The sequence below is a fragment of the Enterobacter cloacae complex sp. 402C9 genome (genome assembly GCF_050030745.1).
GTDB classification, from domain to species: domain Bacteria; phylum Pseudomonadota; class Gammaproteobacteria; order Enterobacterales; family Enterobacteriaceae; genus Enterobacter; species Enterobacter intestinihominis.
Map to the genome: position 1 here is coordinate 3,939,861 of NZ_JBLGUW010000001.1, position 16,430 is coordinate 3,956,290.

10 protein-coding genes and 5 pseudogenes are annotated in these 16,430 nt (G+C 52.4%); 4 read left to right on the forward strand and 11 right to left on the reverse strand.

The features are described from left to right. Nucleotides 1–13 precede the first annotated feature (13 nt). The 3 genes and pseudogenes from ACQG1K_RS18755 to ACQG1K_RS18765 all read right to left on the reverse strand — a co-directional run bounded on the left by ACQG1K_RS18755 (nt 14) and on the right by ACQG1K_RS18765 (nt 2,258). Nucleotides 14–1,113 (reverse strand): annotated as a pseudogene (locus ACQG1K_RS18755) (IS3 family transposase). Between the two features lie 73 nt (nt 1,114–1,186). Beyond that, nucleotides 1,187–1,396, reverse strand: coding sequence for a hypothetical protein (locus ACQG1K_RS18760; protein WP_047720105.1), 210 nt, complete (start codon nt 1,394–1,396; stop codon nt 1,187–1,189). A 121-nt stretch (nt 1,397–1,517) separates the two neighbouring features. Next, entirely contained in the window at nt 1,518–2,258 is a 741-nt protein-coding gene (locus ACQG1K_RS18765) for an SDR family oxidoreductase (protein WP_032669230.1), read from the reverse strand. A 136-nt stretch (nt 2,259–2,394) separates the two neighbouring features. Here ACQG1K_RS18765 and ACQG1K_RS18770 point away from each other — a divergent pair, with 136 nt between their 5' ends. Then, on the forward strand, nt 2,395–3,294 hold the full coding sequence (locus ACQG1K_RS18770; RefSeq protein ID WP_032669229.1) for a LysR family transcriptional regulator: 900 nt from the start codon (nt 2,395–2,397) through the stop codon (nt 3,292–3,294). A gap of 22 nt (nt 3,295–3,316) precedes the next feature. Here ACQG1K_RS18770 and ACQG1K_RS18775 read toward each other — a convergent pair whose 3' ends face one another. Continuing rightward, nucleotides 3,317–4,336 carry a zinc-dependent alcohol dehydrogenase family protein gene (locus ACQG1K_RS18775; RefSeq protein ID WP_032669228.1) on the reverse strand — a complete coding sequence of 340 codons (1,020 nt, stop codon included), beginning with the start codon at nt 4,334–4,336 and terminating at the stop codon, nt 3,317–3,319. After that, the gene (locus tag ACQG1K_RS18780; protein WP_426721078.1) at nt 4,326–5,321 is read right to left on the reverse strand and encodes a zinc-dependent alcohol dehydrogenase family protein; all 996 of its coding nucleotides are present in this window, start codon (nt 5,319–5,321) and stop codon (nt 4,326–4,328) included. Before ACQG1K_RS18780 ends, ACQG1K_RS18775 begins: the two co-directional genes overlap by 11 nt. 297 nt (nt 5,322–5,618) lie before the next feature. On the opposite strand from ACQG1K_RS18780, the pseudogene ACQG1K_RS18785 reads away from it, so the two are divergent. Then, nucleotides 5,619–5,786: pseudogene (locus ACQG1K_RS18785) on the forward strand (family 1 glycosylhydrolase); the annotation flags it as partial. Nucleotides 5,787–5,864: 78 nt separating this feature from the next. Here ACQG1K_RS18785 and ACQG1K_RS18790 read toward each other — a convergent pair. Continuing rightward, entirely contained in the window at nt 5,865–6,851 is a 987-nt protein-coding gene (locus ACQG1K_RS18790; RefSeq protein ID WP_047720110.1) for a GlxA family transcriptional regulator, read from the reverse strand. A 125-nt stretch (nt 6,852–6,976) separates the two neighbouring features. On the opposite strand from ACQG1K_RS18790, the gene ACQG1K_RS18795 reads away from it, so the two are divergent. After that, the gene (locus ACQG1K_RS18795; RefSeq protein ID WP_023328886.1) at nt 6,977–7,282 is read left to right on the forward strand and encodes a putative quinol monooxygenase; all 306 of its coding nucleotides are present in this window, start codon (nt 6,977–6,979) and stop codon (nt 7,280–7,282) included. Between the two features lie 268 nt (nt 7,283–7,550). On the opposite strand, the pseudogene ACQG1K_RS18800 reads toward ACQG1K_RS18795, so the two are convergent. The 3 genes and pseudogenes from ACQG1K_RS18800 to ACQG1K_RS18810 form a co-directional block, all read right to left on the reverse strand. Next, nucleotides 7,551–8,007: pseudogene (locus ACQG1K_RS18800) on the reverse strand (IS3 family transposase); the annotation flags it as partial. Nucleotides 8,008–8,087: 80 nt separating this feature from the next. After that, nucleotides 8,088–9,596 (reverse strand): group II intron reverse transcriptase/maturase, encoded by a 1,509-nt coding sequence (gene ltrA, locus ACQG1K_RS18805; protein ID WP_001189111.1) that lies wholly within the window; start codon nt 9,594–9,596, stop codon nt 8,088–8,090. A 672-nt stretch (nt 9,597–10,268) separates the two neighbouring features. Beyond that, nucleotides 10,269–10,954: pseudogene (locus tag ACQG1K_RS18810) on the reverse strand (IS3 family transposase); the annotation flags it as partial. A 616-nt stretch (nt 10,955–11,570) separates the two neighbouring features. Here ACQG1K_RS18810 and ACQG1K_RS18815 point away from each other — a divergent pair. After that, nucleotides 11,571–14,222: an excinuclease ABC subunit UvrA gene (locus tag ACQG1K_RS18815; RefSeq protein ID WP_012561117.1), complete on the forward strand. Its 2,652-nt coding sequence runs from the start codon at nt 11,571–11,573 to the stop codon at nt 14,220–14,222. 71 nt (nt 14,223–14,293) lie between these two features. On the opposite strand, the pseudogene ACQG1K_RS18820 reads toward ACQG1K_RS18815, so the two are convergent. Beyond that, a pseudogene (locus ACQG1K_RS18820) lies at nt 14,294–14,593 on the reverse strand (IS66 family transposase); the annotation flags it as partial. Between the two features lie 569 nt (nt 14,594–15,162). Next, a complete protein-coding gene (locus ACQG1K_RS18825; protein WP_017384068.1) occupies nt 15,163–16,296 on the reverse strand; it encodes a glutathione-independent formaldehyde dehydrogenase in 1,134 nt (377 codons plus the stop codon). Nucleotides 16,297–16,430 lie beyond the last annotated feature (134 nt).

Below are 16,430 nucleotides of genomic sequence, written 5' to 3' on the forward strand. Positions count from 1 at the left end.
CATATTCTGTCGGTCACATCTGATCGCTAGAACCATGCCGACGCTTACTGTTATAAAACATTTCGATGTAATCAAAAATATCGCTGCGGGCTTCCTCCCGCGTTCCGTAGATCTTTTTCTTTATCCGTTCGCGTTTCAACAACTGGAAACAGCTTTCTGCAACCGCATTATCGTGGCAGTTACCGCGACGGCTCATGCTGCCCTCCAGTCCGTGTGATTTCAGGAACGACTGCCACTCATGGCTTGTGTACTGACTGCACTGATCCGAATGAACCAGCACCTGTTTTTGGGGATTACGCCGCTATACAGCCATCAGCAGTGCGTTCGGGACAATGTCCTTTGTCATCCGGGATTGCATGGGCCAGCCGATAATTTTGCGTGAGAACAGATCAACAACCACAGCAAGATACAGCCAGCCTTCGTGGGTCCTGATATAGGTTATGTCGGTTACCCAACGCTCATCCGGAGCATCCGGATTGAACTGTCGCTGGAGCCTGTTGGGCGACACAATACTGGCCTCGCCTTTACGTGCCCGCGGGCTCCGGTATCCGACCTGAGCCTTTATCCCGACACGTTTCATCAGTCGCCAGACTCTGTTGACTCCGCACTGTTGCCCGCTGTCCCGCAGATCCAGATGGATCTTGCGATAACCATAGACGCATCCCGATTCCAGCCAGAACTGTTTAATCTGTCCTGTCAGTCTCAGGTCTGCCCGATGGCGTTGTGAATGCGGCTGCTGAAGCCATGCGTAAAAGCCACTGGGATGAACATCCAGCACCCGACAGAGCAGGCGAGCAGGCCAGCAACGGGCGTTGTCACGGATAAAGGCGTACCTCAGTCGGACAGTTTTGCGAAATACGCCGCGGCTTTTTTTAATATGTCCCGTTCGTCAGTAACCCGCTTCAGCTCTTTCTGGAGACGGCGGATCTCGGCCTGAGCATCTGACTGTTCTTTATGAGTGGAGGAATCCGGACCGTACTTCTTTATCCAGGCGTAAAGGCTGTGGGTGGTGATATCGAGACGTGTTGCAACGCTGGAAACAGAATAACCACGATCAACAACCTGTTTGACTGCTTCAATTTTAAACTCTTCAGGATAACGCTTACCGCTCATGGGCACCTCTCTTTAAGTCATCTTAAATGACTCTGAGGTGTCTGTTAAACCTGTGGCGATTCAGTTCAGGAATTTACTTGCTGAGTTCTGCTGTCATGTATACGCGGTTTTTATACAAGGCACTGACGATTTTATAGGATGCATTTTCACTGACTGCCTGTTGAGCCACTTTTGCCTCTGCACCTTCAAGCGGCGAATCAGTCACGCTGACCGTTTTAGCAAAGGCATTTGCACTCATAAAAGCCAGAACAGAAATTAACACAATACGTTTAGCTGAAAACATGGAATAAACTCGTTACATCATGATGACATGCATACCAGACCACTTCCGCTCATCCACGGAAGTGGCTGGTATGACATAAATATTCAGGAAATGACCACTGAGTGGCTACAGATTTGGGGAATTAGAATTCCTGACTAGTTGGGCGCAAAACAATTTCGTTGATATCAACATCGGCAGGTTGCTCGATGGCATAGGCAATCGCTCTTGCTACCGAATCGGCAGGAATAGCTTGTTTATAGAAGTCGATGACGAAGTTTGAACTATCCTGGTCAGAACTCCCCAGCTTCAGCTCACTGTCGATGGCTCCGGGACAGATAGTGGTCGTGCGAATATGCGCACCCACTTCATGACGCAGACCCTCAGAGATAGCCTTCACCGCGAATTTGGTTCCGCTATACACCGTGCCGCCAGGGCTGAATACCTTGATACCTGCAACCGACGCCAGATTAATGAAATGACCGGATTGCTGCTTTTCAAAAACAGGAAGGGCTGCCGCAATACCATAAAGAACGCCTTTGATGTTGATATCAATCATGCGATCCCACTCGTCGGTTTTGGCAAGACTGAGTGGAGCTATCGACATCAGACCCGCGTTATTCACCATCACGTCAACACGGCCAAAAGCTTCAATGGCTTTGTCGATAATATTCTGGACATCTGCTTTACGCGTCACATCAGCTTCAACAGCAATAGCCTGGCCACCATCAGCAATAATCCGGGCAGCCAGCTGGTCGAGACGCTCCTTGCGGCGAGCAGACAACACCAGAATAGCGCCTTTTTTTGCCAGGTTCAGGGCTGTAGCTTCACCCAGTCCACTGCTCGCACCTGTAATGACGACAACCTTTTTATCGATATTATTCATCGTATTAGCCTCTGAAATGAATGATTACTTTCTGAACGGGGTTAAGTATCGCAGCGCAAAGTGGCATAATAAATGGAAATTAATACCTTTCAGAATTCCTAAATATGGAACCATGAAACTTCAAGGAGCTGCTACGATGCAAAACAAGCTGGAGATGCTGCGTATTTTTTGCATGGCTGCCGAATCACGAAATTTTAAGGAAGCGGCGATGCTACTGGGGATATCACCCCAGGCAGTAACCCGGGCAGTAAAGGAACTTGAAGAGCAGCGAGGAGAAATTTTATTTTACCGGAGTACCCGACAAATAAAGATAACTGCAGATGGAGAACGTCTTGCAAAACAGGCGCGCCAGGCGGTTGACTCTCTTGATTTGCTGTTAGCAAAAGGCGTTAAGGATAAAACTGATGAAATGGGGGGAACGGTGAGATTAACTGTGTCTTCGGTATTAGGCCGAAAACTGGTTGTTCCTGCACTGGCTGAATTTGCGCGTCAGTACCCGGATATCGTGGTGGACTGTGTGCTGACCGACTCGCACAGCGATGTTATCGATGAACGTATCGATATAGGTATCCGTTTTGGATTTTTGCCTGACAACCGGTATGTGGCGCGCGAACTGGCAAAGATTCATTTTTACCCTGTCGGTACACCTGAGCTGATTGATAAGGTTGGAATGCCTGCCAGCATCGCTGAGCTGGATTCCTATCCTCTGACGGCATTGTTTGATCATAAGACGGGTCGCTATTGGCCCTGGACATTTACCGAAAGCCGCAGCTTCATCCCGTCGAAACCTCGCTTTATTGCCGATGATCTTGAGGCTGAGTTCCAGGCTATTCTGGCCGGTGTTGGATTTGGGCATATGCCGGGATTTTTAGTTCTGCCGTGGCTTAAAAGTGGCAAGCTTATTCAGATACTCACCGAGGAGACGTCACCCGTCTGGCGGTTGTACCTTTACCGCCCTCAGCGTGGGCCAACGCCATTGAGGATCAGAGCGCTGTTTGACTATCTTGTAGACGTGCTGGGTGAACTGGAAACCTGACCCGAAAAGGGGTCAGGTTTATTCAGACAGGATCAACCCTGACAATGATCTTTCCGATTTGTTGATTTGATTCGAGATACTGGTGTGCTTCCCGCAGCTCTTCAAATTTAAAGCATTTATCTATCTGTGGCTTCAGAAAACCGGCCCCCATGCAGCTCAGGATAAAACGCTTTGCTTTTTCCCGAATGGCTGGATCATTCAACACTTCCAAAAAGAGGAAGCCCCGCATAGTGAGACTCTTGCGTAATGCCAGTCGCAGAGGAAAAGGCGTTACATCAGGACTCAGCGCACCATGCATGACCATACGTCCTTTTGCGGACATGGCCTGTGCGATATGTTCAATCTGAGGTCCACCAACAGCATCAAACACGATATCAAGATGCTCACCCCCCAACCGCGAAACAATCGCCTGATAGAGGTCAGGTTCATCTTCACTGGCAATGACATCTTTCACACCTAAGGCAAGCAGACGTTCCTTTTTCTCCACCGTCAGGGTGCTGGCAATCACTCTGGCTCCGGCAGCTTCTGCAATCTGAACCGCAGCCAGGCCAACACTGCTTGATGCAGCAGTGACCAGTACGGACGCACCCTTTGTCAATTCCCCGGCATGCACGATCCCACCCCAGGCGGTAAGGTATTGCATCCATACTGATGAGGCTTCTTCCCAGCTCAGACTGTCAGGTTTATGCACCAGATAGCTTTCAGGGATCAGCAGCTTATCTGCGCAAGTGCCAAAACGCGCCAGGCTGTCAGAAGGCAACACTGAAACATTATCTCCAGGAGAGAACTGCTTAACACCTTCGCCCGTAGCCAGCACCACGCCAGCACCTTCGTAACCAAGGCGAGAGGGAAATACGGCCTTCTCGATATAAGTACCCCGTCTGAACATGGTGTCTGCCCGGTTAAGACCGATAGCTTTCATCTGAATCAGCACCTCACCTGCTGCCGGTAAGGCAACAGGCAGGTTTTCGAGTTCAAGGACGTCGGCTTCTCCGGTGCAGTTAAAGCGCCAGGTTCTCGCCATCAGGCCGTTAAATGACATCAATCACAACCTTGATGGAAGCTGAACCATCCTGAACTGCGTGGTGGGCATCAATGGCCTGGTCTAGTGAGAAATGACGAGCATCAACGACCGGACGAATTTTGCCTTCTTCAACCAGACGGGTGGCGGTTTTCAGAACTTCACCGTGATGAGCACGACGTTCACCTGTGAGCATTGGCAGCAGAATAAAGACACCCGACAGGGTTGCACAACGCAGCGATGACGTAGCCAGGTTATGGTCACCAAATGCAGCACAGCTGGTGATATGGCCGTAATAGCGCGTCATGGAAAGTGAGGCGTCGAGGACAGGGCCACCAACCGTATCGTAAACGATATCAAAGCCTTCACCATCGGTGCATTGCTCAATGATGTCCTGCGTGGAAACCTTTGTGTAATCCAGCGGGAATGCGCCCAGCGTTGTAATCAGCTCCTGATTTGCCGTACATCCGGTTGCAGCAACTTTTGCACCGAGTGCATTTGCCAGCTGGACAACCATGTTACCTACGCCACCGGCGCCACCCTGTACCAGCACATGTTGACCAGCCTGTACATTGGCATTATCAACAAGGCCAGACCATGCCGTGAGGAACGTTAACGGCAGAGCTGCGGCTTCACGCATGGAAAGGTTACGTGGTTTGATGGCAAGCAGGTCTGCATCTGCAGCAATGAACTCAGCCAGTGAACCCTGAAGGCCGCGAACGCCATCGGTCAGGCCGTAGACTTCATCTCCAACACGGAACTGGGTTACGCCTTCACCGACAGCAACCACTTCCCCTGCCATATCAGTACCCTGCACAGCAGGGAGCTGAGGCATGGCGTACGGAGCCTCTCCAAGACGAATTTTATAATCAATCGGGTTTACACCGCTGGCATGAACACGCACCAGAACCTGACCAGCCTGTGGTTGTGGCACCGGGAGTTCTTTACGGGCAAATTTATCATCACCGAAATTTTCGAGTACGAGAGCAGTCATTGTCTGGTTCATGTGTATTCCTGTTATGTAATTGGGGACGGACAGAAGATAACAGGAACTAGTCATCCATTTAATGGCATAGTGTGGATTATATAATTCCAAAATTAACACCAATCAGATATATCGTTGGGATGCCTGACGTGTTTTCAGTTAATGTGGGTTTGTGAAAATGGAATGCAGGTCGACAGGGATAAATGCAGGCTCATTTGCAGGTATTGTGGGTTTGAGAGCTGCGCTGGTTGCAGCTAATGTGAGCTGATAATCAGCGGTAAATGCAGGTCGTACCTATTTCAAATGCAGGTCGCTACACCTATAGACATGATCAGCGCAAGCACGTCTCAGATGTCCAAACGGTACGGATTTATACATGTTGACCAGGATGATATGGGGAACGGAACACTAAAACGCTCCCGTAAGAAAAGCTTCCACTGGTATAAAAAAGTCATCGCCACGAACGGAAAAGACCTCAGTAGTTAACACAGCACGGCCCAGGCAGCACTGTGCTGTCAGGGCGTCCCACAATTCCGCGCGGACACCTCCCGGTCCAACTGTGCATTATTCCCGGGTACGGTCTTTCACCCAACGGCGGTATAATGCCGGATTCATACCGGTCATCCGGCTGAAGACCCTCCTGAAACTGCCCTCATCCGCGTAACCTGCATCAGCTGCGATCTGCTTTATGGTTTTAGCGGATGTTTCAAGTGCCAGCCTTGCCATTTCACACCTGATCCTGTCGATAAACTGTTTCGGTGACTCGCCTGTTTCCGCCTTTATACGCCTGTGAAAGGTTCGCTCCGAAATGGCAAGGCGCCGGCACAGCTCTCTTGTGGTAAGCAGCGTTGATGCTTCCTGCCTTATAAAAAATTCTGCACCGGGCAGAATACTGTCCGGCCGGCTGAGGTGCGCGGTGGGCATATAAACAGCCCTTGCGAGAGGCGTTGTATCCACTACAGCAAATTCTGCTGCAATGCGCGCAGCCTCCGTCCCCTCAAGCTGACGCACAACGTGTAAGGCCACATCAATCCATGAAAGCGGCCCGCCAGCCGTAACTATACGGTTATCCTCAGTCAAAGCATTGCCCCAGATGGCGTTTGCCCGGGGATAACGGCGCTTGAGCTCATCGTACAGCCACCAGGTTGTCGTACATTTTCTGCCGTTGAGCAGCCCCGCCTCGCCCAGCATAAACACTCCGCTGCACGAGCCACAAGCCAGCGCGCCATGCACGTACTGTTGCCGTATCCATGACGCTATGCTGCCCAGCTTACCGAGCTGTGGCGGTGTGTTTGATGCATCGGGTACAAACCCGGGGATCAGAACCGCATCGCATGATTTGATATCTGCCAGTGCCGCATCGGCGGTCAGTAACCGCCCGCTTCCGTCGGTCACAGGCCGCCCGTCCGGACTTGCTGTCATGATATTAAAGGGTGACGGCTCCTTGCGAGCAGCTGATATGGCTCTTCCGGCAAGAGAGAACATATCAGCCAGCCCGGTATAGCCTGAAGCAAGGCATCCCGGGGAAGCAATAATGACTATCTTTTTCATCTCAGTCCTGTAATTGGCCAAAAATGCCGGTTTAATGGCAGATTCGCCACAGTGCCATGTTGCCTAACCCTGATACAATAATTCTCGTAAGAAAGCCATGATTATTACAACTGGAGAAAGAAACAATGAGTACAACAGCAGGACTGATTTCATTTAAAGCGAGAGAAGGAAAAGGCGCTGAAGTAGCAGAGCGCATAGCCGCTGCTTTGCCTCATGTTAATGCAGAAGAGGGCACCACTCACTGGCTGGTGATCCGCTCAGAAACGAGTCCTGAAACGGTTTTCCTTGTAGATCTGTTCAGTAGTACAGACTCAAGGGAACTCCATATGTCCGGTGAAGCAGCTAAACAAATATTCGCTACCGTACCCGCTCTGCTGGCAGAAGAGCCACACATTCATCCTGCGGTTTTGATTGCGGCAAAAGGTATTTAATTCGGTACGTTATGAGTTCAGCTCACATCTCATAGCGCACATAGAAGGCTGTAAATTTTACATGTCCGCTTTTCGCGGACATTTTTGATGAAAATTCTAGAGTGGTAACCCTAAGCAGCCAAATCTGACCGGGTATACCCAAAAGTCACCCCTGAATCGCCACGGATAATCTAGACACTTCCGAGCCGTTGATGGACTGACCCCGCCCCGGTAGACGATCCTGCCCTATAGTTTGGACTGACCCCACGCCTGTAGACAAATCCTGTCCTCACGACGAGGCCTGTTCGAAGGCCTCCGGACTGACGTCGCCGAGGTGGCTGTGGCGCCGGGACCGGTTATAGAAGACTTCAATGTAATCGAAGATCCGCCCGGGCCAGATCCCTGGTTTTATATATGCGTTTTCTGATCCGTTCTTTTTTCAGCGAACTGAAGAACGATTCGGCCACCGCATTATCCCAGCAGTTGCCACGCCGGCTCATGCTCGGCGCCAGGTTATTGGCCCGGTAGAAGCGCTGCCAGTCGTCACTGCCGTACTGGCTGCCCTGATCGCTATGTACGATAACCTCGCTGTCTGGTTTTCGGCGCCAGACCGCCATCATCAGCGCGTCGAGCGCCAGTTCGCGTGAGAGAGTGGGTTTCATCGACCAGCCGACCACATTACGGGCGAAGAGATCGATAACCACCGCCAGATACAGCCAGCCCTGCCAGGTGCGGAGTAGAGTAAGAGGCAGGGCGTAGTCGGACTATTTCCCTGCCTCTCCTCCCCGAACCGGACGTGCACCTTTCAGCGCATCCGGCTCTCCATTTAAATGCTGGCGAACGCCATTGCCACTTCTGTAAAGCGCGATGTATACGTGTTTCTGGTCTCCGTCCTCAGATAGGGATTACCTTCGGGTAGCCGCCAGCGGAACAGCTTCTTGCCTTGCCCCACCAACCGGTACAGTATTTCGCCGCTGAGCTTGCCGTGATTGGTTTTACCAAATAAAACCCACGTTTTGCTCTGACCCGGTTTCGGTGATTTACACCACCACCTCATCAGGGAAGCGATACCTGTACGGTATTTGCGGGCCAGCCAGTGAGCCAGCTTCCAGAACACGACACGGTCGATATAACTGAAGACTTTGGCCTTAAAATCAACGAACTGATAGAACATGGCCCAGCCTTTCAGTTTTCGGTTGAGTTGTTCAGCCATATCGACTTTGCTTTCACTGTAGTTGCCTGATAACAGTGCTGTCAGCGATGCGGCGAAGTTTCTGGCTTTCTCCTGCGGGATCGTTGAGACCACTCGCATCTCGCCATAACGACTGCGTTTGCGAATGATCCTGTGCCCCAGAAAGATAAAGCCGTCATTAACATGGGTGATTTTAGTCTTATCCATGTTCAGCCTGAGTTTCAGACTGCCTTCGAGCACACCCCGACACTCCTCCCTGATGGCTTCCGCCTGTGCTTTGGTGCCTTTGACGATGAGGACAAAATCATCGGCATAGCGGCAGTACGCCACCGCGGGTTTCCACTGCCAGTTTTCTCTGACCGCCGTACTTCGGCCCCGTTGGATACTGTTATTCCAGTACCACCGATCTTTTCTGGCTTTCCCGCTCAGGTAGCGCTCATGCAGGTATTGATCGAACTCATTCAGCATGATGTTCGATAATAGCGGCGATATAACACCGCCCTGTGGTACACCTTCACTGGCCGCCCGAAAGAGACCGACATCGATATGTCCCGCCTTGATGGTTTTCCACAGCAGAGTCATGAAACGTGCGTCACTGATCCTGCGGCGTACAGCCTTCATCAGCAGTCGATGATGTACGGTGTCGAAGTAACTGGACAGGTCGCCTTCAATCACCCAGCGTCCCCGGGTTTCACCACAGTCTGTGAGCTGTAATTTCACCGTGCGGATCGCGTGGTGGACACTGCGCTCAGGCCGGAAGCCATATGAGAGCGTATGAAAATCACTCTCCCATATCGGCTCCATCGCCATCAGCATGGCCCGCTGAACAATACGATCCCGCAACGCGGGGATACCCAGTGGTCGCAGTTTGCCGTTGCTTTTAGGGATGTAAACCCGTCTGGCGGGCAAGGGCTGGTAGTGGCCTGAGAGTAATTCATCCCTGAGGATTTGCAGCTCAACAGCCAGTCTGGCCTGTAGCATTGTTTTGTTCACGCCATCAACGCCGGGGGTATGGGCCCCCTTTGATGAAAGCGTGATCCGCGCCGCTTCAGCCAGCCATTCTGGTTGTGTTATCAGACGCAGCAGCCGTTGAATCCGTAGGGACGGATCGGTGGCTGCCCATGTGGCAAGCTTGCGTTGCATTTCGCTGATTATCAAAGGTCTTCACCTCGTTAGGTCAGTTAATTCACGTCGCAAACACATTCAAACTGCTTCCCTTCGCCATGTAATGGGCTTTCCCCATCGCGGACTACTACGGAAGCTCCGCCAGCCAGCGCGTCATCGGAGCCATGCCCCCTTAACATCCGTCGCTGACCTTCCCCGGTTTACCTGCCTGGACTCAGGCATACTGAGGAGGCTGCCCGTCGCACTCTTTATCCTTGCTTGCCGCAAGTTGGCAGAAGTCAGCATCGCAAGCGTGATAGACGCTGCTGCCCCGGTGTTTCGCATACATGTCAAAACACCTTCGACCGGCAGTGCTTACGTATCACTGCCAGTTCCTCCTGCACGGCCTGTCAGATCACGTAGGCCGTGGTGACGTTTTCAACCCACAGAGGCGGATTAACGGGTTCATGTTCTTCAGCCTTTCAGTACTTAACCTTGAGGATCATCTCGGCTTAGTGATCTCGCCTCAATCCCCGTTGTCAGCGGGTTACATCACCCTGCGGGCATGCCGCAGGTCACTGCCGCTCAGGTTCTCCACCGTCACACCCGGTGGGATTGTTGGGTTTCTCATCGTGAGTTACCGGTTCAATATTCCAGACAGACTCGCGGTTCATTTAAGCATCCATGCCCGCCCTGAACTCCGGGCACACTATAAGTAATATCGGTGACCCAGACCTGGGTGGCCCGGACAACGGTGAACTGCCGCTGCACGCGATTAGGAGCAACGACTGAAGGCCTGCCAGCGATACGACGTGGCGCTTTATAGCCGCGCACAGCTTTAATCCGGTCCAGTTGCATGATCCGACCCACCCGGTTTCTACCACAGGTTTCCCCGATTTCGTTCAGATCGCCATGAACCCGCCGGTAACCGTATACGCCTCCGCTCAGGGAATATGAGTCGCGGATAAGCATCAGCAGGCGCTGGTTATCTTTATCACGCGCCGAGACAGGGTTATGCAGCCACGCATAGAACCCGGCCCGGGCGACATTCAGTACCCGACACATCGTCATCACACCCCATACAGTTCGGTGCTCATTGATAAAGCGGTACTTCAGTCGGGCTCCTTTGCAAAGTACCGCGCGGCCTTTTTCAGGATATCCCGTTCTTCTTCGGTGCGTTTTAGCTGCGCCCGGAGTTTCAGGATCTCGCTTTTAGCTTCCAGTAAATCCCGGGCATGCTGCTCGCTGTTATCAGGTTTGATAGCCCGTAGCCACTTGTAGAGGCGGTGTGCAGAGACGCCCAGACGCTCAGATACTTAGGCGACGGAATAACCGCGTTCCGTTATCTGACGGACGGCTTCTTCCTTAAATTCAGGTGTAAATCGTGGTGTGCCCATACGCTCCTCCTATACTCAAACTATAGGGCAGGATCGTCTACCGGGGCGGGGTCAGTCCAGGGAGCCGTTAACGACCTGATGGCGGTTGTTCTGGAAAGCTATCTTCGGGAGGAATTCCCCGATACGGGCAAACGAAATGAGTCGCAGAAGAGGTCAATCGACGACACCATTTCGATAGTCCGCTCCTATCTCCGTTAACTCTGCCAGGCAGATGTCTGATGGGGTCTAAAACTGTAATGAAAGGAAATGACATATGAAATCACGTGCATTATTCATCTGTATTTTTTAATTGGTACCCGAAACCGCCTGAGTGTCGCCATCAGCTGGGTCTGGAACCACAGCGTCGCGTACCGGGGAGCCCGCATTATCACGGGAGCCAAATCTCCGGTCCCGGGTACGCCGCCAGCCAGTTCTCATACAGAAGGCGGATCCGCAGGGTACCGCTGAAACTTCAGCGGTGTCCCACATGGTACCACCGGGCCCAGCTTCAGCAATCTGTTTCCAGTCACACAAACGCTTTTTTCGACGGGCTTTCTGATCGAGCGGTCCGGCACACCAGATACCGTCACAAGAGGTGGCCTTATTAAGAGCGGACACACCTAGCACAGGAAATTCTATGGCAAAGAAACTTTTCGGTTATCATCCCATCCTGACTGACGACAACAATTCAGTTGTGATTCGCGGTGCTCGCGAGAACAACCTTAAAGAGGTGGATGTTTCCATTCCGCGCAACGCATTGGTTGTTTTTTCGGGTGTGTCAGGCTCGGGTAAGTCTTCACTGGCCTTTGGCACCATTTATGCTGAGGCGCAACGGCGCTACTTTGAATCGGTTGCCCCCTACGCTCGTCGCCTCATTGATCAGGTCGGGGTTCCGGATGTGGATGCCATTGACGGACTGCCGCCAGCCGTTGCGCTTCAGCAACAACGCGGTGCCAGTAACGCGCGCTCCTCTGTCGGCAGCGTGACCACCTTATCCAGTCTGGTGCGAATGATGTACTCACGGGCGGGCGCTTATCCTGCCGGACAACCGATGCTGTATGCCGAGGATTTTTCTCCCAACACGCCGCAGGGGGCATGCCCTTCTTGCCATGGTCTGGGCCATATCTATGAGGTAACTGAAACACTGATGGTGCCCGATCCCTCACTTAGTATCCGTGAAAAGGCTATTGCTTCCTGGCCCCCGGCCTGGCACGGACAGAATCTGCGGGATATTCTGGTGACGCTGGGGTATGACATCGACACTCCCTGGAAAAATCTGCCAGCGGAAGACCGTCAGTGGATCCTTTTTACCGAAGACACCCCCACTGTACCGGTTTTCCCGGGACTGAGTCCGGAAGATACGCGCGAAGCCGTCAGGAAAAAAATGACGCCGGGTTATATGGGGACCTTCACCGGGGCACGTCGTTATGTGCTACATACCTTCGCCAGCACGCAAAGCGCGTTGATGAGAAAACGAGTCTCCCGTTTTATGGAAGGCAAGCTGTGTCCGGTCTGTCACGGGAAAAGACTGAAGTCAGAATCATTGTCCGTCACCTTTGCCGGTGTGGACATTGGTGAATTTATGCAGATGCCCTTAGACCAGCTGGCGGAATTGCTCCTTCCAATCTCCCGGGGGGATTTCAGTGCCCACCACGCCGGCGCAGATGCCGACAGGGATATCACCCGTCGGGATCTGACAGAGCGTGCTGCATCCGGAAAAGCGGTCCATTCCGATAACGCCGATGTCTGCCGGACATCGGCGTTATCGGAAGAGAAACGACTGGCGGCACAACGGCTGACCGGTGGTGTCATGGCCCGGTTGTATCAGTTGCAGAAGCTGGGGCTGGGTTATCTTACGCTGGACAGAGCAACCCCAACTCTATCTGCAGGAGAGCTTCAGCGACTGCGTCTTGCCACGCAACTCAGTTCGATGCTGTTTGGTGTGGTCTATGTTCTTGATGAACCGTCTGCGGGTCTGCACCCCTCAGACAGTAAAGCGCTTTACGATGCGCTTGAGAACCTTCGTGATGCCGGCAACTCGGTGTTTGTCGTTGAACATGATCTTAACCTGATGCGACGGGCGCAATGGCTTGTTGATGTGGGACCGTCGGCTGGTGAACAGGGAGGACATGTTCTCTACAGTGGTATTCCTGAAGATCTGAAAGCCGTCACCCAATCTCGTACCGCGCGTTATTTATTTGATGAAGTCCGGCCACCACAATCTTTTGCCCGTATCCCATCCGGGTGGCTGAAACTGCAGGGGATCCATCGCCACAATCTTAAGTGGATCGATGTTGATATTCCTCTGGGTGTGCTGACAGCCGTGACGGGAGTCTCTGGCTCCGGTAAATCCAGTCTGATTGCCCAGGCCTTACCGGAACTGGTGCTTTCTTCACTTGGCGGTGAGCCAGAAGACGTGCTTTCCGAAGCCAGCGACGCTGAGGGGCCATCCGTAACGGAGAAAACGTACGGTACCCTGACCGGTGATACCGGACTGGTAAAGCGTCTGGTTCAGGTTGACCAGAAACCGATAGGCAGGACCCCCCGTTCAAACCTGGCGACATATACCGGGTTGTTTGATCCTGTTCGTAAGCTCTTTGCCGGAACGACTGACGCCAAACTCCATCATTACGATGCGGGTCAATTCTCTTTCAATGTGGCAAAAGGCCGCTGTGCAACCTGTGAAGGTGAAGGATTCGTCAGCGTGGAGCTGTTGTTTATGCCGAGCGTGTATGCACCGTGCCCGACCTGCCATGGCGCGCGGTATAACCGGGATACTCTCAGGATCTGCTGGCAGGACAAAAATATCGCGGAGGTCCTGCATATGACGGTGGATGAAGCCAGTCAGTTCTTTGCGACTGAAGAACCAGTGGCTCGTCCCCTCCGTCTGCTGAGTGAAATTGGTCTGGGCTACCTGCGTCTGGGACAACCAGCAACCGAGTTATCCGGAGGGGAGGCGCAAAGGATCAAGCTGGCAACCGAACTACAACGTAGCCAACGTGGCCACACGTTGTATATCCTAGATGAACCGACAACCGGCCTGCATGCTTCAGACGCCGACCGCCTCCTTGTGCAGCTGCAGCGGCTTGTTGATGCAGAAAATACGGTGATAATGATTGAACACGATATGCGGGCGGTTACTCAGGCAGACCAGGTTATCGACATCGGTCCTGGAGCGGGACATGAGGGAGGACGCCTGGTTGCCGCAGGAACTCCCGAACAGGTATCGCAGGTCAAAGAAAGCCGTACCGCACAGTATATTGCCAGGGAACTCTCACGGAACGGTTAAAAAGGGCTGTGTCGTCATTGCGTCAATGGCGGCACATTCCCGGCGTGTTCTGTATCAGTAATCTCCCGCAGGTATAATTTCAGCGCATCCCACTGGTTCAGCGCGTACGCGAACGCCTTCGACAGCTCCGAGTGCCGTGACAGCGTTTTCTGCTTTTCACGCAGCCAGCCCTCCAGCGCGGTCAGCAGCGGTACCGCTTTTTCCTGCCGAATGGCCAGCCGTTCCGCCGCGCTTTTGCCCCGGATGCCCGCCTCGATGCCATACAGCTCGCCGATACGGCACAGCGCTTCGGTCGTGGTGTCAGAGGGCGTCCGCACGTGCACGTCCGCCTGCAACACCCCGCTGAACCCCGCAAGATGCGACTGCGGATGTGTAACGCTGGCGTGATAGAAATTTTAAGTCAGTCATCAGGTGTCCACCTAATTAGGGGTCAGTTTGGATATCGAAAATTATTGTACGTCAAGGTTATTTTTTGACCTCTCTACTTTAGCGGGCCTCAGCCGACGAAACTTATCGGAAGCCGGTACCGGCCAGTCTGACTGAAGATGGAAGCAAAATTAATGCTGTGGGCTACCATACCTTCTTTAACAGGTGATTTGTGAACTGCAACTTCTCGGAACGGGAGTTTGCGCAAGGACCGGAAGTCCGCTTTTCGCTCATAGCGGACCGTTCCTGCGCACATGTCTGCTATGTGGTAGAGGCAGACAATACTTACAGCACAGGGCGTTAATAAATACGGAACAGATCAACCGCAGATGCCTCCTCCTGAATGTATTAATTTTGCTATCTCGTCGGCAAAATCAGGGAACAAGTCTGGATATGGAAGCGCCTGGCAGCTGAAAGTATGAATAATAACGCCCTGACAGGATATTTTATTGCACCCTGTCAAAAGTCATACATTCTTTCCCGGTTTTTGCTTTCTCATACCGGATAACTCTATTTAAGGCTTAAGGATAACCTTCGTCCATCCTTCATCCCGCTCATCGAAGTGCTTATATCCGGCAGGAGCCTCTTCAAGCGAAAGACGATGAGAAATTATTTTGCCCGGACTGGCTTTATCGTGATGGATGAGGCGAGACAGCTGACGGTTATAGGCCTTAACGTTCGCCTGGCCGGTACGGATTGCCTGTCCTTTAAACCAGAAACTCCCAAAATCAAATGGCATCTTACCCTCTCTGGCAAGCTCCGATTCAGCCCCCGGATCCTGAGGAATAAAGACGCCAACCACACCAATTCCCCCGGTTGCTTTCGTCGACGCAACAAGACTGTTCATGGTGACAGAGTTATCTTCATGGCCATGTTTGTTACAGCACTGATAGCCAACACATTCGCAGCCACAATCCGTACCGCGTCCATCCGTCAGGTCGAGAATTTTTTGTACAGCTTCATCGCCAGTAGCATTGATGCCCGTCGCCCCCATTTTTTCAGCCAGAGCCAACCGGTCTGTGTGCGTATCAACCACAAACACCTGTGAAGCACCTTTAATGATCGCCGAATGAGCTGCCATCAAACCGACCGGCCCCGCGCCATAAATGGCCACGCTTTCACCAGGCTTCAATCCGGCAAGTTCTGTTGCATGCCAGCCGGTAGGAAAAATGTCAGAGAGCATCACATAATCATCTTCTTTTTCTGCCGCATCAGGGGGAAGAACAAGGCAGTTAAAGTCGGCAAATGGCACCCGAAGCAGTTCCGCCTGCCCCCCCTCCCAGGGACCCATTTCAGCAAAACCATAAGCTGCGCCTGCCGAACCCGGATTGGTAGTGAGACAAAAGCCGGTCAGACCTTTTTCACAGTTTTCGCAAAAACCACATCCCACGTTAAACGGCAGACAAACATAGTCGCCCACCTTAATACGTTCAACGCCTGAGCCAATTTCGACCACTTCACCCAGGTTTTCGTGACCCAGAATCCGTCCCTGTTCAAAGCTGGTCCGGCCCTCATACATGTGCAAGTCCGACCCACAAATGTTGGTGGTGGTGATGCGGACGAGTACATCCGTGGGGCGGACAATTTTCGCATCCGGTACGTCTTTTACTTTTACATCATAAGGACCGTTGTAAATTACTGCTTTCATGATCTTCTCCTTCTTGCGTGCGGAAAGGAAATGCTGCCCCGCGGATTGGGGTATCAATCGAGTTTAGCTGCCATAACAGATCTCGCGATCGGCGAAAGGACGATTAGGATGTTTCTTAACTAAGTGCATTGAAG

Excerpts from the sequence above, each read along its gene's own strand:
- ACQG1K_RS18770 (WP_032669229.1), top strand. The coding sequence starts at position 2,395 with ATGCAAAACAAGCTGGAGATGCTGCGTATTTTTTGCATGGCTGCCGAA.
- ACQG1K_RS18795 (WP_023328886.1), top strand. The coding sequence starts at position 6,977 with ATGAGTACAACAGCAGGACTGATTTCATTTAAAGCGAGAGAAGGAAAA.
- ACQG1K_RS18775 (WP_032669228.1), bottom strand. The coding sequence starts at position 4,336 with ATGTCATTTAACGGCCTGATGGCGAGAACCTGGCGCTTTAACTGCACC.
- ACQG1K_RS18825 (WP_017384068.1), bottom strand. The coding sequence starts at position 16,296 with ATGAAAGCAGTAATTTACAACGGTCCTTATGATGTAAAAGTAAAAGAC.
- ACQG1K_RS18760 (WP_047720105.1), bottom strand. The coding sequence starts at position 1,396 with ATGTTTTCAGCTAAACGTATTGTGTTAATTTCTGTTCTGGCTTTTATG.
- ltrA (WP_001189111.1), bottom strand. The coding sequence starts at position 9,596 with ATGCAACGCAAGCTTGCCACATGGGCAGCCACCGATCCGTCCCTACGG.
- ACQG1K_RS18815 (WP_012561117.1), top strand. The coding sequence starts at position 11,571 with ATGGCAAAGAAACTTTTCGGTTATCATCCCATCCTGACTGACGACAAC.
- ACQG1K_RS18780 (WP_426721078.1), bottom strand. The coding sequence starts at position 5,321 with ATGAACCAGACAATGACTGCTCTCGTACTCGAAAATTTCGGTGATGAT.
- ACQG1K_RS18765 (WP_032669230.1), bottom strand. The coding sequence starts at position 2,258 with ATGAATAATATCGATAAAAAGGTTGTCGTCATTACAGGTGCGAGCAGT.
- ACQG1K_RS18790 (WP_047720110.1), bottom strand. The coding sequence starts at position 6,851 with ATGAAAAAGATAGTCATTATTGCTTCCCCGGGATGCCTTGCTTCAGGC.